The following is a 21,312-nucleotide window of genomic DNA, read 5'->3' on the forward strand; positions in this document are numbered from 1 at the left end:
CTGACGGTCTCTCGCTTGCGACGGGCAGCGGCGCGAGCGACTCATACTGCCGGCTGTAAGTTCGTAAAGATATTCGCCACCCGGGGTGGCGAATTCCTTCAGTGTGTTACAGCCGGCAGTATCACCAGATCTCGCCGTCGTACTGCTGGGCCTCTCCTGTACCGTCGAACGTGACACGTCCCGCGTCGGCGTACTCGACGGTGAGCGTCCAGTCCTCGCCACCGAGGTCGTCGAGTTCGAGGATCTTCAGCGACGGCAGCGGGCCGGACTCGGTCTCGCCTTCGGCCGCCAGCGGAATCGACCCCCGCTCGAACGTCGAGAGTCGATACGTCACGTCGGTTCGACCGTCGCCGTTCCACAGGAGCAGTCGCTCCTGCTCGGCGTTGCCGACGTGCGCGACGCCGGCGTCGACGAGCGTCTCGACGATCGCCCGGGCCTGCTCGCCGGTCAGTCGCTCCCGGAAGTCCCCGAGCCAGTCGAGGTCGGCCCGCTCGCTCGCGATGAACGCCGCCGCGTATTCCTCGATCCGGGCTTTCGACCGCGCCGGGATCTCGAGATGGCGGAGCAGCTCCCGGACGCGGTCGCGGCGCGGATCCTCGGGGACGACCAGCCCCCGGTCGGGGGCCGAAAGCGTCACCGTCACTCGCGAGGTCGCGTCGTGGTCGGGGATCGCGATCGTCTGCGCTCGCGTCTCGGTGTCGTACGCGACGGACCCGTCCGCGCCGTCGATCTCGACCGCGAGGTCCTCGCGGACGCCGCGGACACAGAGTTCGAGGTCGCGCGTCGCCGGGACGTGTTCGGTCGCCCCGCTCGCGGCTTCGACGGTCAGCGCGACCCGCCCGGGCTCGTGTGACTGGCGGATCGTCGTCGTCGCGTACTCGCCGTCGCGGTAGGCCTGACTGGTTCCGTCGTCCTCGTAGAGGTCGACGGTGTTGTCCGCACCGGGGAACGCGACGACCCGCAACGTCTCCGGGCTATCGACATCGCCGAAACCGGGATCGCCGTCCAGCGGGACGATCGCGCCCGCCCTCGCGTAGACCGGCACGTCGCCGAGGTCGCCGTAGCTGGCGTCGAGCCCGGCGCGGGACGGGCGCCCGGTCTCGAAGTCGAACCACTCGCCGTCGGGCAGCCAGACGGTCTGTCGCGACAGGTTCGTCCCGTCGCCGCGCTCGCGGACGTGCGGGGCGACGACCAGTTCGTCCCCGAAGTAGTACTGCTGGGGGACGTGATAGGCCAGCTCCTCGTTCGGGTGGTGGTAGTACATCGGCCGGACCAGCGGGACGCCGCGGTCGTGGTTGCGCCGGGCCATCGTGTAGAGATACGGGATCAGCGCGTGGCGCAGGCGTAGCGCCTCCGACAGCGTCTCCCGAACCGTCGGTTCGAACGTCCACGGTCGCTTGTCGATGTACTCGATGTTGCCGGTGTGGATCCGGTTGATCGGACTGAACACCCCGAACTGCAGCCAGCGGGCGTACAGTTCGCCGAAGCCGGTCGGCGTGCCGCTGCCGCCGAAGTGACCGCCGATGTCGTGGCTCCACCACCCGAAGTCGACGTTGCTGCCGGTCGCAGTCAGGTACGGCTGGAAGGAAAGCGAGCCCCAGGAGATGTACGCGTCGCCCGAGAACCCGACTGGATAGCGGTGCCCGCCGAGGCCGCCCCACCGCGAGAGGATAAAGGGTCGCCGACCGTCACGGGTCCGATCCAGCGCGTGGAGGTGGTTGAGCGCCCACAGGGGATCCAGCCCCGCCATTTCGGGGGATTCGTCCCACTGCTGCCAGTCGATCCACCAGAAGTCGACGCCGTCGTCCTCCAGCGGGTCGATCACGTGCTCGAAGTACCCCCGCAGGAACTGCGGGTCACTGGCGTCGAACTCGACAGGGCGTCCACTCGCCGGATCGATCCCCACGTGCTCGGCGATGTCGGGATAGGCCGCCTCGTGTGGGTGGACGCCGTCGGCCGGGTGGATGTTGAGCGTCGTCTTCAGCCCCACGTCGTGAAGCCAGTCGACGAATCCCTCGGGGTCGGGGAACAGATCGCGGTTCCACGTCCAGCCCGTCCAGCCGCCGTGGTACTCGTTGTCAGTGACGTGCCAGTCCATGTCGAGCACCCAGACCGACAGCGGCAGCTCCTCCTCGCGGAACCGCTCGATCAGCGACCGGTGCCGGTCGGCGCTGTAGTCCGCGTAGCGACTCCACCAGCTGCCCAGCGCCCACCGGGGGATCATCGGCACGTCCCCGGAGACGGCAGTGAAATCCTCGAGCGCGCCGAGGTAGTCGTGGCCGTACCCGAAGAAGTAGATGTCCTCGTAGTCGTCGTGAGCGTCCCGGGGGGCCACCCAGCCGTCGTCGAAGACGAGCCGGTCGGTGTCCTCGAGGACGGTCCAGCCGTCGCCGCCGAGCAGTCCGGGTTCGAGGTCGGTACTGCCCTCGACGCGGTCGAGCGTCCGGACCGTTCCCCCCATGTTGGCCACGTCGTCGTCGCCGTAGTGCCAGACCGATCCGGATTCGCGGACGTGCGCCGACAGCGTCGACGGGGCGAACGGCTCCTCGGCCGTGTACTCCAGCCGGAGCGCCTCGGTCTCGATCGCGAGCTGGCCGTCGCCGCGAGCGACATCGAACTCCGGCACGGGCTGCTCGCGGTGCCAGAAGACCTGACTCGGGCGGTCCTCGAACTCGCCGTCCGGATCGTACTCCGCGCGGACGATCCGCGGTGTCAACACGGTGAGCCGGAAGCGGTCGCCGCGGACGATCGCCGCCTCGTCGGCCTCGGGTGAGAAATCCGGAACGTGATACGGCGCGAGCGTCATTGACCGTACGGTCAGTCCCCGCACACAAAAAGGGCAACGCCGTCCGGCTGTCAGCGCCGATCGGTGTCGCTTGCGCTTCCCTCGTAGGTGATACTGGTGACCCCGTCGTACTCGAGCGTGAACGCCCAGTCGTAGGTCTCGAACTCGGAGAGTTCGATCACCTCGTAGCCGGGCAGCGAGCCGTGTCGGAACCCGCCCTCGTGGCCGAACGGGGTTCCCGTCCGGTCGTAGGTGGCGAACTGGTACGTGACGTCGATGCGACGGGTCCGGTTCCAGGCGAGCAGCCGGTCGTCGCCGGCGTAATCGAGCCGTTCGATACCGGCGTCGACCAGCGTCTCCGCGATCGCACGCAGCTGGGCGTCGGTCAGCGCCGCGGCGAAGTTGCCAAGCCAGTCGAGGTCGGTCCGCTCGCCTGCGAGAAACGCCTTCGCGTGTGTTTCGAGCGGGGGCTTCGAGCCGGCCGGCATCGAGAGGTTCCAGAGCAGTTCCTCGAGCTGGGAGCGTCGCCAGTCGCTCTCGGCGACCAGGTTCGTCCCTTCGCCGTCGAGGACGACCGTGGCGGTCGCATCGACGCCGACGCCGGCGTCGTCGAGGCTGACCGTCAGCGTCCGCGTGTCCTCGTCGTACGCGCGGGAGTGGCCGGCCGCGCCCTCGACGGAGACGGTCACGTCCTCGCGAACGCCGCGGAACTGGAGTTCGTAGGTCCGGTCATCGGGGACGTGTTCGGGGATCCCTTCGATCGGCCCGATCGTGAACGTGAGCCGATCGCCCTCGAAGGACTGTGCGAGGCGCGTCGTGGCGTAGTCGCCGTCGCGGCTGGCGCAGGTGACGCCGTCGTCCTCGTAGAGGTCGAAGGCGTTGTCCGCGCCGGGGAACGCGACGACCCGCAGCGCCTCCGGGGCCTCGACGTCGCCGAAGCCGGGCTCGCCGTCCAGCGGGACGATCGCGCCCGCCTTTGCGTAGACCGGCACGTCGTCGAGGTCGCCGTAGCGGGTATGAAAGCCGCTCTCGTAGCGCTCGCCGGTCTCGAAGTCGAACCACTCGCCGTCGGGCAGCCAGACGGGCCGACGCGAGAGGTGGATGTCGTCCTCGCGTTCGCGGACGTGCGGGGCGGCCAGCAACTCGCTGCCGAAGTAGTACTGATTGGGCCGGTTGTACGCGACGTCCGCCTCGGGGTGGTGATAGTACAGCGGCCGGATCGGCGGCTCGGCCCGGGCGTGATTGTGCCGGACCATCGTGTAGAGATACGGGACCAGTTCGTGTCGCCGGACGAAGGCGTCGTCCAGCGCCTCGCGGACCTCGCCGTCGTACGCCCAGGGACGTTTGTCCACGTACGGCATCTTCGAGGTGTGGATCCGGTTGATCGGACTGAACACGCCGAACTGCAGCCAGCGGGCGTACAGTTCGCCGAACTCGGTGGGGTCGCCGCTGCCCCCGAAGTGGCCGCCGATGTCGTGGCTCCACCACCCGAACTGGACGTTCGCGGCCGAGCCGGTCAGGAACGGCTGGAAGGAAAGTGAGTCCCAGGAGATGACAGTGTCCCCCGAGAAGCCGATCGGATAGCGGTGATTGCTGACGTCCGCCCACCGCGAGAAGACGAACGGCCGACTGCCGTCGCGGGTCCGATCCAGCGCGTGGAGGTGGTTGAGCGCCCACAGGGGATCCAGTCCATCCATTTCCGGTGACTCGCGCCACTGCTGCCAGTCGATCCACCAGAAGTCGACGCCGTCGTCCTCCAGCGGGTTGATCACGTGCTCGAAATAGCCACGCAGGAACTGCGGGTCGCTGGCGTCGAACTCGACGGGACGTCCGCTCGCTGGATCGATCCCGACGTGCTCGGCGATGTCGGGATAGGCCGCCTCGTGTGGGTGGACGCCGTCGGCCGGGTGGAGGTTGAGCGTCGCCTTCAGCCCCTCGTCGTGGAGCCACTCGAGAAACCCCTCGGGGTCGGGAAAGAGGTCGTCGTCCCAGGTCCAGCCCGTCCAGCCGCTGTGATGGGGGTTGTCGACGACGTGCCAGTCCATGTCGAGAACGCACACCGACAGCGGCAGGTCTCGCTCGCGGAACTGCGTCATCAGTCCGCGGAGTTCGTCCTGGCTGTACTCCCAGTAGCGACTCCACCAGTTGCCTAGCGCCCACCGGGGAATCATCGGCACGTCGCCGGCGACGTCGGTGTACGCCCGCAACGCCCCGAAATAGTCGTGGCCGAACCCGAAGAAATACAGGTCCTCGTAGTCGTCGTGGGCGTCCCGGGGGGTCACCCAGCCGTCGTCGTCGAAGACGAGTCGGTCGGTATCGTCGAGGACGGTCCAGCCGTCGCGAGAGAGCAGCCCCGGTTCCAGGTCGGTCTGGCCGTCAACGCTGTCCAGCGTCCGCGTCGTCCCGCCGAGATTGTCCTCGCTGTCGCCGTAGTGCCAGGTCTCTTCGAGGCCAGTGAGTTCGATCGACAGCGAGTCGCTCGTGAACCCGCCGCCGATCGCGTATCGCAGCTGCAGGTGTTCGGTCTCGATCTCGAGCGTGCCGTCCGTGCGCGTGGCCGAGAACTCGGGGACCGGCTGGTCGCGGTACCAGACGGCCTGACTCGGTCGGTCCTCGAACTCGCCGTCCGGAGCGTACTCCAGGCGGAGCAGCCGCGAGGAGAGGACGGTAAACCGGCAGGCGTCGGTCTCGACGATCGCCGCCTCATCGGCGACCGGTTCGAACTCGGGTACGTGATAGTCCGCAAGCGACATGACTCGCCTGTCGGCTTCCTCGTGTATAAGTATCACTCCCGGCAACCGCTGCCGCGAGATACGGTCCCCGAAGGTTATAGTCCGGTCGGACGTACGCCGTGACGTGTCCGGACTGTGTAGACGGGCGACGAGGAACTGCCGGACAGCGGCGGGAGCCTCCTGCGGTCGTTCGTCCCCGAGGACCCCAACGACCTCATACTGCCGGCTGTAAGTTCGTAAAGATATTCGCCACCCCGGGGTGGCGAATTCCTTCAGTTTGTTACAGCCGGCAGTATCAGGCGGAAACTCGCGCGGTTCGCCGCCGACCCCGCCGCGACCTACGACCCCGACTCGATGCGGACGTTCGCGTCCGAGCGGACGTTCGAGCGCGTGGCCGAGGACTTGCGTGAGGCGTACGAGACGACTGCGACCGGATCGGTTCGCAACCGCATGTAATATCGAATCTTTTTGTCAGTGGTCGATAAATACGCGACTGTGAACCTCAGCAAAGGGTTCGTCCTCGCCCTCATCGTCGCCCTGCTCGCGCTATCGATCCTGTTGGTCCAGCCGTTTCTCCAGTACGTCCTCGGTGCCGTCCTCCTTGCCTACGTCCTCTATCCACTACAGATTCGCCTCGAGGCGCACGTGTCGCCGGCGGTCGCCGCACTCTCGCTCGTGAGCCTGGCAGTCGCCGGGTTCGTCGCGCCCTTCGTCGTCGTCCTCGCGACCGTCGCGGATCGTGCTGACCGGCTCCTTCGGGACTTCGATACCGATTCGATGCAGATCGGGGTGATCGAATCCCGGATCGAGGAACTCACCGGACAGGAGATCGACGTCGCCAGCGAACTCGCCGGCTCGGGACGAGAGATCGGGACGATCGTGTTCGAACGGTCGACCCAGGCGTTCGGTACGATTACCTTTCACCTCATCGGAATCGCGCTGGCGCTCTTTCTCGTCTACTACCTGCTCAAAGACGGCGACGACCTGGTCGACTGGCTCAACCAGACGGTACCGCTTCCCGGAGAGATCCAGCGCGATCTCTATACCGATATCAACAACGTGATGTGGGGCGTTCTCTTCGGACACGTCTTCGTCGCCGTCGTCCAGGGGGTCGTCGCCGGAGTCGGGCTCGCCGTGACTGGCGTTCCCAACGCGCTGTTCTGGACGGCCGTTATGATCGTTCTCGCGATGGTTCCGCTCGTCGGTGCGATTCCTGTCTGGGGTGGGGCAGTGCTCTACCTGTATCTCACGAACGAACCGCTGCTCGCCGTCGGGCTGTTCGTCTACAGCGTCGTCGTGGTCGGACTCACCGACGACTATCTCCGTCCGTTCGCCGTCGACAGATACGCGAAGCTCAATCCCGCCGTCATCCTCCTCGGTATCCTCGGAGGGGCGTACGCGTTCGGGGTCATGGGGCTGTTCTTCGGGCCCGTCGTCCTCGGGGCGCTCAAAGCCGCCCTCCGCGTCGGCTTGGAGAACTGGTCCCGACTCGGCGGGAGCGACGCCGGCTGACCGACGTTCGAGGCGGATCTACCCAAACGCTCATCATAATGAAGGTGGTACTATTACTTCAGTAATCTTTGAGCGAACGGCGGTGGCGACTGGATCTCGTGTGGGCGGACCCCCGGCGTGGCGAACGTCCGGTTCGATCCGGTGGCCACATCGCCACCGCCGGAGCCGTCTGCGGGCGCCGAGACAGTCCTGTAGCCGTCGTTCGGGAGGGGGTTGACGGCCGCCCGCGCTCGAAGTCGATTCGACAACCGTTTTAATCCGGATGCATTTGATCAGACCAATGGGTTCGTGCATCATTTGCGGCACATCTGTCGATGGCAAGATCTGCGACATTCACCAAGAGGACGTCGCCTTCGAGTTCCGGGGATCGAGTCCCGGTCAGCTGACATCCGGCCGCTACTACAAGGGGACGGTCGACGGCTTCGCCGAGTTCGGCGTCTTCGTCGACATCGGTGACAGCGTGACCGGGCTGCTCCACGAGAGCGAACTCGACGGCCGACTCGAGAACCTCGAGTGGGAGCCCGGCGACACGGTGTACGTCCAGGTGAAAAACGTCAGAGACAACGGTAACGTCGACCTCGGGTGGTCGATCCGCCAGTCCGACCGGGAGTTCCGCGGGAAGCTGATCGACGACCCCGAGTTCGACCAGCCGAAGCTTCCCGAAGAAGTCGAGACCGGCGCGGACGACTCGGAGACAGCAGGCGAGGAGTCGACAAGCACGGCAGCGCCGGCCGACGAGTCGGCGGCGAGCGAAGGGGACAACCGCCCACAAGCGGGGGACGTCCGAGCGCGCGAGTCCGGATCGGCCGGCCCGCAGGCGGGCGAGACGCGAGCGGCCGCCACCGGAGACGTGGAGACCGTCTCCACCGAGGGCGCTGACGCGACCGAGGAGGCGCCGCTGGTGACAGTCGAGGCGCTCGGCGACCGCGTCGGCGAGGTCGTCCAGCTCGAGGGGACGATCGAGACGGCTCGCCAGACCAGCGGCCCGACGGTGTTCGAACTCGCCGACGGGACAGGAACGGTCGACTGTGCGGCCTTCGAGGAGGCCGGCGTCCGCGCCTATCCCGATATCGGCGAGGACGACGTCGTTCGACTGACGGGCGAGATCCGCGAGCGTCGCGGTGAACTGCAGGTCGAGACCGAACAGCTCGAAGCGCTCGAAGACGACGAGCGCGAGGCCGTCCGGGAACGTATGGAGGAGGCGCTGACCGAGAAGGCGCGGCCGGACGCGGTGGAACTGCTCGCGGACGACGAGGTGCTGTCGGGACTGACGGAGGCGTTCCGCGACGCGGCCGGCGAGATCCGCCGGGCCGTCTTCGAGGAGCGGCCGGTCGTCGTCCGCCACGGCGCGACCGCCGACGGGTACGTCGCCGGGGCCGCGATCGAGCACGCGACGCTGCCGCTGATCCGCGAGGAACACACCCGTTCCGACGCGGAGTATCACTACTTCGACCGGCGTCCGCTGGAGGGTGACGTCTACGAGATGGACGACGCGACCAAAGACGTCACGACGATGCTCGACAACCGGGAGCGCCACGACGAGCAACTGCCGCTGTACGTGTTCGTCGGCGTCGGCGGCACGCGCGAGTCGCTGGACGGACTGGCGTTTCTGGACGTCTACGACGCGCCGCGCGTGGTGATCGACACCGTGGCCGAGCCGGAGATCACCGACGAGGTCGAGACGGTCGTCAGCCCCGACACCGATCCCGCGACGCTGACGACGGTCGACGGCCAGCTCGACGGGCCGACGACGGCGGCGATCGCCGCGAACGTCGCCGCACACGTCAACGACGACGTCCGCGAGGAACTGTCGTATCTGCCGGCCGCAAGCTTCTGGGAGGCGCCGCCCGAGGCGTACGCCGACGCCGCCAGCGAGGCGGGCTACGACGTCGAGACGCTCGCGGAGGTCCGGGACGCCGTCGCGCTGGAGGCGTATTACCAGTCCTACGAGGACAAGCGCCAGCTGATCGCCGACCTGCTCTTCGAGGGGCGGGCCAGCGACGTCGCCGGCGACGAGGCGCGCGGACTGGCCAGCCACGTCAGCGAGCAGTTCCGGTCGAAACTCGACACGGCCGTCGAGACGGCCGAGGCCAACGTCGACCATCGGACCGTCGAGGGCGTCGACGTCGCGGTGCTGGACACGGACGCGTTCACACACCGGTTCGACTTCCCGTCGGAGACGCTGTTGCTCGACGAGTTGCTGCGGCGGCTTCGCGACGACGTCGACGCGATCGTCGGGATCGGCGAGGACGACCTGCACCTCCGCAGTGAGCACGCGCTCGACGTGCGTGACGTCGCGACACAGGTCGACGAAGCGGTTCCGGACGCCGGCGTCGAAGCGCAGAGCAGTCGGTCACAGCAGATCGCGTTCCTCGCCGGGAGACGGGACGCGGTCCTCGAGGCGACCCTAGAGACGCTCGCCGGCCAGCTGGCCTGATACCGGTGGCTATCCCATTTCGAACTGATCTGGCACGCCGTCGTGCCAGATATCTTTCCGAACGGATAGCCACCAGTATGAAAACAGCGGTAGCGACGCGAACGGCCCCGTGCGCGGCGCTCTTGAACACCCCATTGTTTACTGGTTTCTGGGAATCGCCGGTAAAGAATTTAGGGTACGTGTCGTAGTCTCACTGAGGGAGCGACACACCGGCGACGACGGATGGCATCGCCGAATCGACTCCAACGCAGTCGGGGTGTCGCTCGGAGACACACCATGCAATCAGAAACAGACGTGTTGGTCGTCGGCGGCGGGGTAACCGGGACGGCCATCGCACGCGAACTCTCGCGGTACAGGCTCGACGTCGTGCTGGTCGAAAAGGCACCCGACGTCTGCACCGGGACGAGCAAGGCCAATACGGCACTGATCCACGCCGGGTTCAACGCCGACCCGGAGAAACAGAAAGGCCGGCTGAACGTCCGCGGCAACGAACTCTACCACGAGCGGATTCAGCACGAGCTCGACGTGCCGATCGAGTGGCGCGGGGCACTGGTCGTCGCGACCGATGAGAGCGAACGACCGAAGCTGGAAGAACTGCTTGAGAAGGGACAGCGAAACGGCGTCGACGGGCTGGAGATCCTCGAGCGCGAGGCGCTGCTCGAGAAGGAGCCCCATCTGAGCGACGACGCCGTCGCGGCGCTGTGGGCACCGACGGCCGGGATCGTCAATCCCTTCGAACTGACGGTGGGGTTCGCCAACAACGCCGTCGAGAACGGCGCGAGCGTCGAACTGGAAGCGGAAGTGACCGACATCACCGAGACCGACGACGGGTTCACCGTCGAGACCGCGAAAGGCGAGATCGACGCCGAGATCGTGATCAACGCGGCCGGGCTGTACTCCGACGAGGTCTCGGCGATGGTCGGGATCGACGACTTCGAGATCACGCCCCGGCGCGGGGAGTACTACCTCTACGACAAGCAGTTCGAGATCGATATCGACACGACAATCTTCCCCGTGCCCACGGAGGTCACCAAGGGGATCGTCGTGACCCCGACAGACGAGAACAACCTGCTGATCGGCCCCAACGCCCAGGAGATCGACGACAAGCGCGACAAGGCGACGACCCGACAGGGGCTGGACAAGGTCCTCGAGGGGGCCAAAAAGACGGTCCCGGACCTGACCAAACAGGACGTGATCAAGGAGTTCGCCGGGCTGCGGCCGGCGATCAAGGAGACCGGCGACTTCCGGATCCAGATCGAGGAGGAGGTCCCGGGCTTTATCAACGCCGCCGGGATCCAGTCGCCCGGGCTGGCGTCGGCACCGGCGACCGCCGAACTGGTCGTCGACCTCGTCGAGGAACTCACCGGCGACCTCGAGGAGGACCCGACGTTCGATCCCAACTACAGCGGCCCGCCGAAGGTCAGGCACATGAGCCACAAGGAGCGGGCGGCACTGATCGAGGAAGACCCCCGCTACGGGCAGATCATCTGTCGGTGCGAGACCGTCACGGAGGGCGAGATCCGCGACGCGATCAACCAGCCCGTCCCCGCACAGACGGTCAACGCGATCAAGCGCCGGGTCAGGCCCGGCGCCGGCCGGTGTCAGGGCGGGTTCTGTGGCCCGCGCGTCATCGAGATCCTCTCGGAGGAACTCGACGTTCCCATGACAGAAATCAAACTCGAGGAGGAGGGGTCGGAGCTGCTGACCGACGAGATCAAACAGCCACTGCTTGAGAAGTCCCGCGAGGGTTCGGAGGTGAACGCCGATGACTGAGAGCCGACAGGCAGTCACCGGCGACCTCGATGCGATGCGTCGAGAAGAACACGACCTGGTCGTGGTCGGCGGCGGTCCCGCCGGGCTGGGGGCCGCACAGGCCGCCTACGACGAGGGCGTCGACGACATCGTGATCCTCGAACGCGACTTCGAACTCGGCGGTATCCTCCAGCAGTGTGTCCACCCCGGCTTCGGGCTGGAGTACTTCGAGGAGGAGCTGACGGGACCGGAGTACGCCCAGCAGTTCATCGAGAACGTCGCCGAGCGCGGCGTCGACATCCGGCTCGACACGATGGTGCTCGAGGTCACCCACGACCGGACCGTCTACGCCGTCAACGACGAGGACGGCGTGACCGAGATCGACGCCGAGAAGGTGATCCTCGCGATGGGCTGTCGCGAGCGGACGCGGGACGCGCTGGACATCCCCGGCTCGCGGCCGGCCGGCATCTTCACCGCGGGGACCGCCCAGCGGTTGATCAACATGGAGGGCAAGCTGCCCGGCGAGAAGGCCGTCATCCTCGGCTCCGGCGACGTCGGGCTCATCATGGCCCGTCACATGCACCTCGAAGGTGCCGAGGTCGAGGCCGTGCTCGAGATCATGCCCTACACGGGCGGGATAACTCGCAACGTCGTCCAGTGTCTGGAGGACTTCGACATCCCGCTTCGCACCCAGCAGACGATCACGGAGATCCACGGGAACGATCGCGTCGAGGGCGTCACCGTCCAGGAGGTCGACGAGGACTTCGAACCGATCCCGGGGACCGAATACGAGATCGAGTGTGATACCATACTGCTCTCGGTCGGGTTGATCCCCGAGAACGAGCTGTCGATCGACGCCGGCGTCGAGTTGCACTCGGTGACCGGCGGGCCGATCGTCGACGAGACGCGCGAGACCAACGTCGAGGACATCTACGCCTGCGGGAACGTCCTGCACGTCCACGACGTGGTCGACTGGGTCACCGAGGAGAGCATGATCGCCGGTCGCAGTGCCGCCCGGTCGTTGCAGGATCGCGTCGAGACTCGCGAGGAGCCGATCGAGATCGAAAGCACGGAGAAACTGCGCTATGTCGTCCCGGACCGGATCTCGACGGTCGATCCCGACCGCGAGGAGATCCCGCTGTACATGCGTGTCCACGCGCCGATGGAGGAGGTGTTCGTTACCCTCTCTTCGGGCGGCGAGCAGCTTGCCCGGACGTTCGAACGGCGAGCCGAACCCGGCGAGATGATCACGCTGAACGTCGACAGCGAGACGCTCGCGGAGCTGCCCGAGCCGCGGCTCGAACTGGATGTCGTTCAACGGGAGGAAGCATGACCGAAACTATCACCATTACGTGTATCAGGTGCCCGGTAGGCTGTGACATCGACCTGGAGGTCGAGGACGGCGAGATCCTCTCGATGGAGGGGGCTGGCTGTATCCAGGGCGAAGACTACGCCCGAGAGGAGTACCGGAACCCGACCAGAGTGCTGCCCACGACGGTGCGCGTCAAGGGCGGCGTGTTGCCGTACGTGCCAGTGAAGACGGCCGAACCGATCCCGAAAGGGGAACTCGAGGCAGCCGTCGAGGAACTCGCCACCGTCGAGGTCGAGGCCCCGATCGAACTCGGCGACGTGATCGTCGAGGACATCCGCGGTACCGGCGTCGCCATCGTCGCGACGCGTGACCTGCCGGCTGCCGAGGAGGAGCCGGTCGCGGCGGACTGATCGGGCCTCGATCGGCGGATTTCCGCAGTGTCGTGCCGTTAGATGCCGAACTTTCGAGAGGCGCGCCCGCAGCAAATTCTTTGGTACTCGTCACCGAACCACTAGGTATGGCGCTGGAAACCTGCGGGAGCTGTGGCGAGCAGGTTCCGTTCGCCGACACCGTCCACGTCCTCGTCCACACGAAAGGGGAAGACGGCGTCGTCGACGCCTACGTCTGTCGGGAGTGTTACGAGCAGCAACTTCGCCCGATCGTCGAATCGTCGGATATTGATGGCGACGAGGCGACAGCCGACAGTCCGTAGCGACCCGCCACTGTCGTTTCTGTCAGGACGTGCGGATGCGACGCGAGCGGAGCGATTTTGTCTCCTGGGCGCATAGCGGACGTAATGACAGTCGCAGGTGCCGTCGTCGATCTGGACGGCACGGTCTATCTGGACGGCGATCCGATCGACGGCGCGCTGGCGGGACTCGAACGGCTCGCGTCGCTCCCGGACGGCGTCTGGTTCGTCTCGAACAACCCGTCGCACAGCCCCAGCGAGTACGTCGAGCGCCTCGAGGACATCGGGTTCGAAACGCGACCGGACAGGATCCTCTCGTCGGGTGCCGTGACGACCGAGTACCTCGCCGACGTGCATGCCGGGGACGATGTCTTCGTGATCGGCACCGACGGGCTCCGTCGGCAACTGCGGGAGGCCGGGGTTACCCTGTGCGAGCGACGCTCGGCCGCCGACGTCTTGCTCGCCTCGTGGACGACCGAGTTCGAGTACGACGATCTGGTGGCCGCGCTCCGGATACTCGAACGCGACGTGCCGTTCTACGGAACCGATCCCGATCTGACGTTTCCCGGCACGGACGGTCGGCCGATTCCGGGCTCCGGAGCGATCGTTCGATCGATCGCCGAGACGGCCGAGCGCGAACCCGACCGGATCTTCGGGAAACCGTCGGACGCGATGGTAACGGCAATAGCGGATCGGCTTCCCGGGCCGCCGGCGGAGTACCTCGTGATCGGTGACCGGAACGAGACGGACGTCGCGCTCGGGGAGCGCGCCGGCATGACGACCGTCCGCGTCCGCACCGGGGCTGACGCCAGCGGGGACGTGACGCCCGACCACGTCGTCGCGTCTCTCGGCGACATCGAGAGTGTGCTCCGCGGGTGAGGCCGATACCGTCACACGACATCGCTGCGAACTGACCGACCGTCCCGGCGCTCGCGGACGGCCCTGAGCGCGTCGACGGCCTTGCGCGCCTCGTCTTCGTTGAGTCCGAGCATCGACAGCGATTCGGCGAGCGTCGGGAACGCGAGCGACCCCTCCCGGAGTTTCCGGAACGCGTCGTCGCTTCGACGACCGGAGCCTTCGCCGTCACCGAGCCACAGACAGACCCCGCGCGGATCGAGCAACTGCTCGTAGTTGCCGCGCGCCCGCGCACCTTCGAGGCGCTGGGTGACGTTGTCCTCGAAGGAGGCGTTGCAGACCTCCAGATGGACGGGTTCGTCCGGTTCGAGCAAGTGCGCAGCGAGACACTGCTCGGGGGCGACGTGGCCGCTCCGGTTCGCGCGGACCAACTCGGGATGCTGCTCGGCCCACTCCGCCCGGATCGTCTGTCCGACGCCTTCGACGCCATGCGAGTCACGGAAGCGTTCGGCGGCTGCCTCGTCGCGCCCGAACAGGAGGTCCTTGGTCACGTAGACGTTCAGCCGATCGACCGGATCCATCCCCAGCGCGACGTCACCGTAGACCCACACTTCCCGGACGGGGACCGGCGTCGTCTCGGTCGCGACCGTCTCGACGATCGCCTCGGCGCGGTCGAGTGCGGTCTCGCGTTCAAGCGCCATTACTTCCCGTCCGGGCGCGAGAGCCAAAACGGTTGCCCGGGCGAGTGCGCGTACGCCCGCGAGTCTATCATGATCGACGATATAGGCGGACCGACGGAAGCGAAGCCACTTTACCGGGAGCAGACCTGGGACGTGATATGAAGGTCGCGCTGGGCGGGACGTTCGATCCGATCCACGACGGCCACCGGGCGCTGTTCGAGCGCGCGTTCGAACTGGCCGACGTCACCGTCGGGCTCACCAGCGACGAACTGGCACCGCGCACCCGCAACGAGGACCGACCGATCCGGAGTTTCGAGCGGCGCAAACGCGATCTCGAAACCGAACTTCGCTCCTACGCCGAGGAGTACGACCGGGACTTCGAGGTCCGAGAGTTAACCGAGCCGACCGGCATCGCGACGGAACCGCAGTTCGACGCGCTGGTCGTCTCGCCCGAGACCGAAACCGGTGGCCGCCGGATCAACGAGATCCGCCGGGAGCACGGCGACGACCCGCTCGAGATCGAAGTCGTCGATCACGTGCTCGCCGAAGACGGCGACATCATCTCCAGCACGCGGATCGTCACCGGCGAGATCGACCAACACGGAAATCTCACGCCCGAACGCGAGGGGCGCAAGCCGATCGAGGAGTAGCTACCAGTCCGGCGCGTCGAACCCCGCGGATTCGAGGATCTCTTTCCACCGACTCTGAATCGCCAGCCGCGAGACGCCCGTCGCGTCCGCGACCGCGCTCTGGGATCGCCGCTCGCCCGTCGTGAGTGCACTCACGTAGACGCTCGCCGCGAGGACGGCCCGCTTGGAGCGGTCGGACTCGGGGGCGTTCGTCAGGAACAGATCGGCCGCCCGCGACCGCGTCTCAGTTCCGAGGTCGAGACGCTCGCTCGCCTCCTCGATGGCGGCGATCCACTGCTCGTTCTCGACGGCGTCGCGGGCGCGATACACACTCTTCGTTTCGGCCGGTGAGTGCAAAAGTCCACCGTCACCGGTGTCTCTTCCCCTAGCTGTAAGCCCCTAGCAAAGTTTTTTGCATGTTACCGTACAACATACAGACGATGGCCCGAAATACCAGAGAGTGTCCGGACTGTGGGGGAACAGGGACGCAAGCCGGTGATATCTGCCCCAGTTGCGGCGGCACGGGGCGGGAGCCCGAACTGACGCCGAACGAGAAGCCGCTCTACATTTCCTGAGACTGGTGGTTGTCCGTTCGGAACAATATTCGGCACGGCGGTGTGTCGAATTAGTTCGAAACGAGATCGCCTTCAGTACCCTCACCGGCCTTGTGTCAGCCGGAAGCCGATCTGTTGTGGGAGACCGGCGTCGACGACCTCCTTGACGACGGCGTCAGTGTCGTACTCGACGCGGCGTTCCTCGACGGCTCGAGCGTCCGGATCGACGACGCTGTAGGCCGCCCGGTGGTCCCGATCGCGGGGCTGGCCGACGCTCCCGGGGTTGAGGACGATCCCCTCGTCGTAGATCTCGTGGTGCTGGACGTGCGTGTGTCCCATGATCAGCACGTCTTCGTCACCGAGGAGGTCGGGACTGTACTCCGAGGGGCGGGTGTAGTGGTCGGGATCGTCGGGGTGGCCGTGGACGACTTTCACGCGGCCGTCGAACAGCGTCCGCTCGGTCGGCAGCTCAGATAGCCACTCTATCTGTTCGTCTGTCAGGTGCTCCCGTGCGTATTCGACGCCAGCGGCAGCCATGTCGTTGAACCCGGGATAGCGACCGGTGACGACCGCCCGGTCGTGGTTGCCCTCGACCGTCGGGACCTCGGCCTCCCGGATCCGATCGACACACTCCCCCGGCCAGGGGTTGTAGCCGACGACGTCCCCCGCACAGACCAGTTCGTCGACCTCCGGCATGTCCGACAGCACGGCGTCCAGCGCGACGATATTTCCGTGCACGTCCGAGATGACCCCGATCTGCATGCTTTCCCGTCTGTGTGGGACGAACTTATATCGCCCGCTGTTGCACCCGGCCGATCGCCAGCCCGAGGTCAGCACGGCCCGGATATTGCTCGTCGACGGGGACACGCTCCTGATGAGCGTCGTCTCGGCGGCTGTCGAGGACGACGATCAGGAAACCGCGTTCTGGAGCGCCGGCACGGCGTTTGCGACGGTCCTCGTCACGCTGTCCGAAGAACTGATAGAACTGGGTCGTTGATCGGCGCGCTACTGTGTCACGTCGCTCGGGGCCGTCGGTGGTGACCGGCCGACTCGCGTCTACAGCGAACTCGATTCGCGGAGCGCGACACCGCACCCGATAATTGCCATCAGGGCGGCGACGACGCCGAAGCCGGGGCCGAACCCGTCGCCCGACGCTGTTTCCTCGCCCGACTGTGTCGTCGGTCCGCCGGTGGACTGATCGGGGATCTGATCGCTGTCCGCACTTTCAGCGGTAATCGCACTCGACATGCTGTCGTCGCCGGTTGCGACACTGTACGTGTGTTCCCCCTGTGCCTGCAGCGTGAACGTCGCGGAAACGCGGGTGCTGCTGTCGGCCTCGACCGAGACTGTCTTGTCGGTCACGGTCGCGCCGTCGATCGTGACGTCGACCGTCGCTTCGCCATCGACACCGCCAGTATTCGCTACGGTCGCGCTGATCGTCACCTCCTGACCCGCATCGACGGTTTCGGGGGCGACGAGGTCCGTGACATCGAACCGCGCGGGGGAACGCACGTCGGTTTCGCCGTCGCCCGTCGCATCGGCGACCGACACCGAGTGCGTAGCGGTGCCCGTCTCGGACAACTCGGTCTCGAAGGCGACGGTGTTGGTGCCGGGATCGAGTGTGACAGACCGCGTCTCGATGTGGTCGTCGTCGACCGCATAGGCGACGGACGTCTCGACGGGGAGGTCAGCCTCGTTGACGATCTCGGCGGCCACCTCCGCGGTCTCGCCGGTGAGCACCTGCTCGGCCGCGGTGACGTTCGTCATAGAGACCGCCGACCGGGGGACGGCCTCGACGGTGCCAGCGTCGACGGAGTTGACCGTCAGGTTGTACGTGCCCGGTTCGTCGGGCGTCCAGGTGAACGCCGCCGTGTCGGTGGTCTCGGCCGCGACCGACACGTCTCGAGACTCGACGACCGTGTCGCCCGCAACGAGCGTCGCCGTCTCCGAGCCGGCGAGTCGATCCGGGTTTTCCAGTGTCGTCGAGACGGTCGCTTCCCGTCCAACGAGCAGTCCGTCCGCCTCGACAGACGCGTCAGTCACGGCGACTTCGGGCGGTTCGACGACCTCGACGGTACCGACCGTCTCTTCGCCGACGGTCAGGGTGTAGCTGCCGGTTTCGGTCGGTGTCCAGCGGAAGGCGACCGATCGCTCCTCGCGGCCGTCGACAGCGACGGTCGTCGAGTCGACCGTCTCGCCGTCGACCTCAAGGTCGAACGTGTCGCTGCCCTCGAGATCGCCGACGTTCTCGACGGTAGTGTCGACAGTGACGGTCGAATCTCGAGCGACGAGCGCATCGCCGGTGGTCGCGTCGGCGACGCCGAGTTCCGGCGGCGCGAGCATCGCGACGGTCACGGTGTCGGAGTGGCCGGCCACCGAGGCCGTAAGTTCGGCTGTGCCGCAGTCGGTGGCTTCGAGTGTGCCGTTCTCGATTGTAGCCGCCGAGGTGTTGAGATCGTACTCGGCGGTGGTTGTCGCCGTGGTGTTGTCGCTGGCGGCCATCTCGAGCGTGACCGTCGCGTCGGTCGATTTGCCGACCATGAGTTGCCGGTCATTGACGCGCAGCGAGAGGTCCTGGATCCGCCACTGCTGGACCGGGAGTCCGTCGGTCGTCGTCCAGACCGCCTCGAAATCAAGCCCGTCCATGTGCTCGGCGGCTTCCTGACCGGTCATCTGCTCGCGGGTGAGTTCTGTGCCGTGCTGGGAAGTGGCTCCGCTGATCGCTTCGCTCCAGTAGACGTCGCGGACGGCATCGTCATCGTTTGCACCAACAGGGTTTTCGACCTGGGTATTGATCACCACGTCTTGAGTTCGTCGGGTCTTACCGCTAATGCCTGTGTTCACACTGGCAATGTCTACACGGGCGTTTCGTACTGACCCCAGTGCTTGAGAGTCCATATTCACATCTTTATATATACCATTTCCATCGCTGAGCGATATGCCACCTACATAGACTTGACTAGTTGAGGCCCAGAGATTGGGAGCGATACCGGCATTTATTGGACTATCAAGTGTAACATTGGTTGCAACACGCTCAACTTGACCGTAGGCTGTTCGCGCAACAGCCCCGGCCCGGTACGCTCGAACTTCCCCGGTTACGACGACGTTTGTGATCGTTCCCTCATTTCGCATCGTAATTCCACCAGCCCATCCATCGACATTAATTAGTACATTAGAAAATGTAATATTTTCAATCGAACCATCAGAGTTGATTAGTTTAAAGATACCACCAAATTCTGTACCTGGCCGAAATATTTCAATACTGGTCACAGAATGGTCTCGTCCATCAAGTGTTCCCCCGAAACCATCGGAGGGAGTTCCAATCGGGTTGAATCCTTGACCATTATTCCAATTTTCTGTTCCGGATGCGTCAATATCGTTCCCAAGAATATAGTGTGCATTTTTGTCTTGTTCGATAGCCTGTAGTTCACGAGCGTTAGTAATAACGTATGGATCGTCAGCAGTACCATTGCCTTCCATCTCGTCAAGCGATACGTCCTCTGCTGCCGTGGTGGGTGTGGCGAATATAGCCACACCAACCATGAACAGCGCGAGCAGTGTCACTACTACCGGGCCCCACGCCCCACGTACCTTTGATGGCATCAGTTTGTGATAAATCAACCGCACTATAAAACTCTTATGTTATCTCTTGATAAAGTGGATTGATACTGTCGCACAGCGGTTAGTCGGTGCGACACAGTATACAAACGCGGTTACGTCTTCGATCCTATACGTTGGGGTTCAGAACGGTTATTTTATCGATCTGATCATCTTTGTAATTTCCATCTCCCGGAGGCTTGATATGGATTTCAATCTCACCCGATTCTTGTCCGGGTCTCCAGTCAATATCTGTTTTTGGATTAATATTCAGAGTATTTGTTGACCCATTATAATCTGTTTCGGTGAACGTAGTATCCGATTTGTCTAGATTTGCTGTTCCCGATTGTAGATATACAGTGGCGTTCGGAATTCCTTGACCGTCTTCATCAGTCACGGTGATATCTATAGGATATTTAATATTATTTGATAATACCTCTTCATTCGGATTCGCCGATAGTTCTTCCTCACCGACAGTTCCGACGTCGTCGATAATGGTCATCATGACCGACAGCGCCGCGACCCCCACCACGATGGCGATCACGAGCCGTATCGGTAACCCCTCGATACCCCGTTCGTCCGTGCGGAACGACCTCCGTTCACGCATACACCCACCGCTGGTCCCGTATTCGTATTTAAATTCTCACACGGAAAACCGGGCGACTGTAATCCCGAACCGAAAGACAAAATATCCGATTCCGACAGCACACCACCGTGACGTTCGTCATCGGACGTGGGGAGGGGGAATCGCTCGAGAAACGACCCACCGGGCGGCTGGGCACGTATCGCGCGCTGGACGGTTCCAGCGGCGCGCCGCTGTACGTCGACCTCGACGGCCCGCACGCGATGCTGGTCGTGGGCAAACGCGGCTACGGCAAGTCCTACACGCTGGGCGTCATCGCCGAGGCGCTCGCCCGCGCGGAGGGCGTCGCACCCGTCGTCATCGACCCCATGGGCGTGTTCGACACGCTCGCCGAGCAGTCGCGCGATGAACCCGTTCCCGCCGAGGTCATGTCGGCACCGCCCGTCCGGCCGAACACGCTCGATCCCCGATCGTGGTGTGCCCTGCTCGAACTCTCGCCGGAGAGCGGTGCCGGCGCACTGGTCTGGCAGGCCGCGGGGGAACACGACAGTCTGGCGGGGATGCGCCGGCACGTCCGGGACGCCGACGCGCCCGGAACCGACAAACGCGCGGCGATCAACCATCTCGACCTCGCCGATTCGTGGGGGGTCTTCGACGAGGAGGGGGTCGCGGCGGCCGACCTCGCCAGCCCGGCAATCACCGTCGTCGACGTGTCGGGGCTCGACTCCGCCCCGATGAACGCTGTCGCGCGCGCCATCGGCGAGACGCTGTATCGCGCCCGCGTCGACCGTGCGATCGATCGGCTGCCCTGGGTGCTGATCGACGAAGTACACACCTTTTTCGACGGCGTCGCGGCGCCAGCCCTCGAGACGATTCTCACGCGCGGCCGCGCACCCGGCGTGAGTCTCGTGATGGCGACCCAGCGCCCGAGCGCCGTGCCGCCGGTCGGCGTCTCCCAGTCTGACGTCATCGTCTCGCACCGGCTGACCTCCGGTGCCGACATCGAGGCGCTGAAAGCCACGCAACCGACCTACATGGACGCCTCGCTGGCGGAGCGAATGCCGACCGAGACCGGCGACGTGATCGTCGTCGACGACGCCACCGAGACGGTCCACGCCGCGACGATTCGAAGGCGAGACACGCCCCACGGCGGCGACAGTCCGCGCGCCTCCGAGCAGTAGACCGGGACTTTCGTC

The 21,312-nt window shown here is 65.4% G+C and carries 17 protein-coding genes; 10 read left to right on the top strand and 7 right to left on the bottom strand.

What is annotated here, in order from left to right; all coding sequences use genetic code 11:
* Window positions 1–121 precede the first annotated feature (121 nt).
* Window positions 122–2,806, bottom strand: a complete 2,685-nt coding sequence (locus tag HSR122_RS03120) for a glycoside hydrolase family 31 protein (protein ID WP_229111228.1) — start codon at window positions 2,804–2,806, stop codon at window positions 122–124.
* A 50-nt stretch (window positions 2,807–2,856) separates the two neighbouring features.
* A complete protein-coding gene (locus HSR122_RS03125) occupies window positions 2,857–5,538 on the bottom strand; it encodes a glycoside hydrolase family 31 protein (RefSeq protein WP_229111229.1) in 2,682 nt (893 codons plus the stop codon).
* Window positions 5,539–6,012: 474 nt separating this feature from the next.
* Between HSR122_RS03125 and HSR122_RS03130 the strand changes: the two genes are divergently transcribed.
* From HSR122_RS03130 to HSR122_RS03160, 7 genes are all read left to right on the top strand, one after another.
* Complete coding sequence (locus HSR122_RS03130) at window positions 6,013–7,029, top strand: AI-2E family transporter (RefSeq protein ID WP_229111230.1); 1,017 nt, start codon at window positions 6,013–6,015, stop codon at window positions 7,027–7,029.
* A 280-nt stretch (window positions 7,030–7,309) separates the two neighbouring features.
* On the top strand, window positions 7,310–9,466 hold the full coding sequence (locus HSR122_RS03135) for an OB-fold nucleic acid binding domain-containing protein (protein ID WP_229111231.1): 2,157 nt from the start codon (window positions 7,310–7,312) through the stop codon (window positions 9,464–9,466).
* A 276-nt stretch (window positions 9,467–9,742) separates the two neighbouring features.
* Entirely contained in the window at window positions 9,743–11,239 is a 1,497-nt protein-coding gene (locus HSR122_RS03140) for an NAD(P)/FAD-dependent oxidoreductase (protein WP_229111232.1), read from the top strand.
* The gene (locus HSR122_RS03145; RefSeq protein ID WP_229111233.1) at window positions 11,232–12,551 is read left to right on the top strand and encodes an NAD(P)/FAD-dependent oxidoreductase; all 1,320 of its coding nucleotides are present in this window, start codon (window positions 11,232–11,234) and stop codon (window positions 12,549–12,551) included. Before HSR122_RS03140 ends, HSR122_RS03145 begins: the two co-directional genes overlap by 8 nt.
* Window positions 12,548–12,940, top strand: a complete 393-nt coding sequence (locus tag HSR122_RS03150) for a DUF1667 domain-containing protein (RefSeq protein ID WP_229111234.1) — start codon at window positions 12,548–12,550, stop codon at window positions 12,938–12,940. Before HSR122_RS03145 ends, HSR122_RS03150 begins: the two co-directional genes overlap by 4 nt.
* Window positions 12,941–13,047: 107 nt before the next feature.
* Window positions 13,048–13,242 (top strand): hypothetical protein, encoded by a 195-nt coding sequence (locus HSR122_RS03155; protein ID WP_229111235.1) that lies wholly within the window; start codon window positions 13,048–13,050, stop codon window positions 13,240–13,242.
* 84 nt (window positions 13,243–13,326) lie between these two features.
* Complete coding sequence (locus HSR122_RS03160; RefSeq protein WP_229111236.1) at window positions 13,327–14,097, top strand: HAD-IIA family hydrolase; 771 nt, start codon at window positions 13,327–13,329, stop codon at window positions 14,095–14,097.
* An 11-nt stretch (window positions 14,098–14,108) separates the two neighbouring features.
* Here the strand turns inward: HSR122_RS03160 and HSR122_RS03165 are convergent, their stop codons facing one another.
* Window positions 14,109–14,774, bottom strand: coding sequence for a DUF7095 family protein (locus HSR122_RS03165; RefSeq protein WP_229111237.1), 666 nt, complete (start codon window positions 14,772–14,774; stop codon window positions 14,109–14,111).
* A 137-nt stretch (window positions 14,775–14,911) separates the two neighbouring features.
* Between HSR122_RS03165 and HSR122_RS03170 the strand changes: the two genes are divergently transcribed.
* Window positions 14,912–15,403, top strand: coding sequence for a phosphopantetheine adenylyltransferase (locus HSR122_RS03170; RefSeq protein WP_229111238.1), 492 nt, complete (start codon window positions 14,912–14,914; stop codon window positions 15,401–15,403).
* Here the strand turns inward: HSR122_RS03170 and HSR122_RS03175 are convergent, their stop codons facing one another.
* Window positions 15,404–15,712, bottom strand: coding sequence for a cyclin family protein (locus HSR122_RS03175; RefSeq protein ID WP_229111239.1), 309 nt, complete (start codon window positions 15,710–15,712; stop codon window positions 15,404–15,406).
* 326 nt (window positions 15,713–16,038) lie between these two features.
* Window positions 16,039–16,698 carry a metallophosphoesterase family protein gene (locus tag HSR122_RS03180; RefSeq protein ID WP_229111240.1) on the bottom strand — a complete coding sequence of 220 codons (660 nt, stop codon included), beginning with the start codon at window positions 16,696–16,698 and terminating at the stop codon, window positions 16,039–16,041.
* Here HSR122_RS03180 and HSR122_RS03185 point away from each other — a divergent pair.
* Window positions 16,697–16,933: a hypothetical protein gene (locus HSR122_RS03185; protein WP_229111241.1), complete on the top strand. Its 237-nt coding sequence runs from the start codon at window positions 16,697–16,699 to the stop codon at window positions 16,931–16,933. The genes HSR122_RS03180 and HSR122_RS03185 overlap by 2 nt on opposite strands.
* Window positions 16,934–16,992: 59 nt before the next feature.
* On the opposite strand, the gene HSR122_RS03190 is transcribed toward HSR122_RS03185, so the two are convergent.
* Window positions 16,993–18,738 carry a CARDB domain-containing protein gene (locus tag HSR122_RS03190; RefSeq protein WP_229111242.1) on the bottom strand — a complete coding sequence of 582 codons (1,746 nt, stop codon included), beginning with the start codon at window positions 18,736–18,738 and terminating at the stop codon, window positions 16,993–16,995.
* Window positions 18,739–19,663: 925 nt separating this feature from the next.
* Entirely contained in the window at window positions 19,664–20,140 is a 477-nt protein-coding gene (locus tag HSR122_RS03195) for a DUF7382 domain-containing protein (RefSeq protein WP_229111243.1), read from the bottom strand.
* A 107-nt stretch (window positions 20,141–20,247) separates the two neighbouring features.
* Here HSR122_RS03195 and HSR122_RS03200 point away from each other — a divergent pair, with 107 nt between their 5' ends.
* Window positions 20,248–21,297, top strand: coding sequence for an ATP-binding protein (locus HSR122_RS03200; RefSeq protein ID WP_229111244.1), 1,050 nt, complete (start codon window positions 20,248–20,250; stop codon window positions 21,295–21,297).
* The last annotated feature ends 15 nt before the right edge of the window (window positions 21,298–21,312 follow it).

Origin of the sequence: Halapricum desulfuricans (assembly GCF_017094525.1) — an archaeon.
Taxonomy (GTDB): Archaea; Halobacteriota; Halobacteria; order Halobacteriales; family Haloarculaceae; genus Halapricum; species Halapricum desulfuricans.

Excerpts from the sequence above, each read along its gene's own strand:
- HSR122_RS03120 (WP_229111228.1), bottom strand. The coding sequence starts at position 2,806 with ATGACGCTCGCGCCGTATCACGTTCCGGATTTCTCACCCGAGGCCGAC.
- HSR122_RS03125 (WP_229111229.1), bottom strand. The coding sequence starts at position 5,538 with ATGTCGCTTGCGGACTATCACGTACCCGAGTTCGAACCGGTCGCCGAT.
- HSR122_RS03135 (WP_229111231.1), top strand. The coding sequence starts at position 7,310 with ATGGGTTCGTGCATCATTTGCGGCACATCTGTCGATGGCAAGATCTGC.
- HSR122_RS03140 (WP_229111232.1), top strand. The coding sequence starts at position 9,743 with ATGCAATCAGAAACAGACGTGTTGGTCGTCGGCGGCGGGGTAACCGGG.
- HSR122_RS03145 (WP_229111233.1), top strand. The coding sequence starts at position 11,232 with ATGACTGAGAGCCGACAGGCAGTCACCGGCGACCTCGATGCGATGCGT.
- HSR122_RS03150 (WP_229111234.1), top strand. The coding sequence starts at position 12,548 with ATGACCGAAACTATCACCATTACGTGTATCAGGTGCCCGGTAGGCTGT.
- HSR122_RS03155 (WP_229111235.1), top strand. The coding sequence starts at position 13,048 with ATGGCGCTGGAAACCTGCGGGAGCTGTGGCGAGCAGGTTCCGTTCGCC.
- HSR122_RS03160 (WP_229111236.1), top strand. The coding sequence starts at position 13,327 with ATGACAGTCGCAGGTGCCGTCGTCGATCTGGACGGCACGGTCTATCTG.
- HSR122_RS03165 (WP_229111237.1), bottom strand. The coding sequence starts at position 14,774 with ATGGCGCTTGAACGCGAGACCGCACTCGACCGCGCCGAGGCGATCGTC.
- HSR122_RS03170 (WP_229111238.1), top strand. The coding sequence starts at position 14,912 with ATGAAGGTCGCGCTGGGCGGGACGTTCGATCCGATCCACGACGGCCAC.
- HSR122_RS03185 (WP_229111241.1), top strand. The coding sequence starts at position 16,697 with ATGCTTTCCCGTCTGTGTGGGACGAACTTATATCGCCCGCTGTTGCAC.
- HSR122_RS03180 (WP_229111240.1), bottom strand. The coding sequence starts at position 16,698 with ATGCAGATCGGGGTCATCTCGGACGTGCACGGAAATATCGTCGCGCTG.
- HSR122_RS03195 (WP_229111243.1), bottom strand. The coding sequence starts at position 20,140 with ATGCGTGAACGGAGGTCGTTCCGCACGGACGAACGGGGTATCGAGGGG.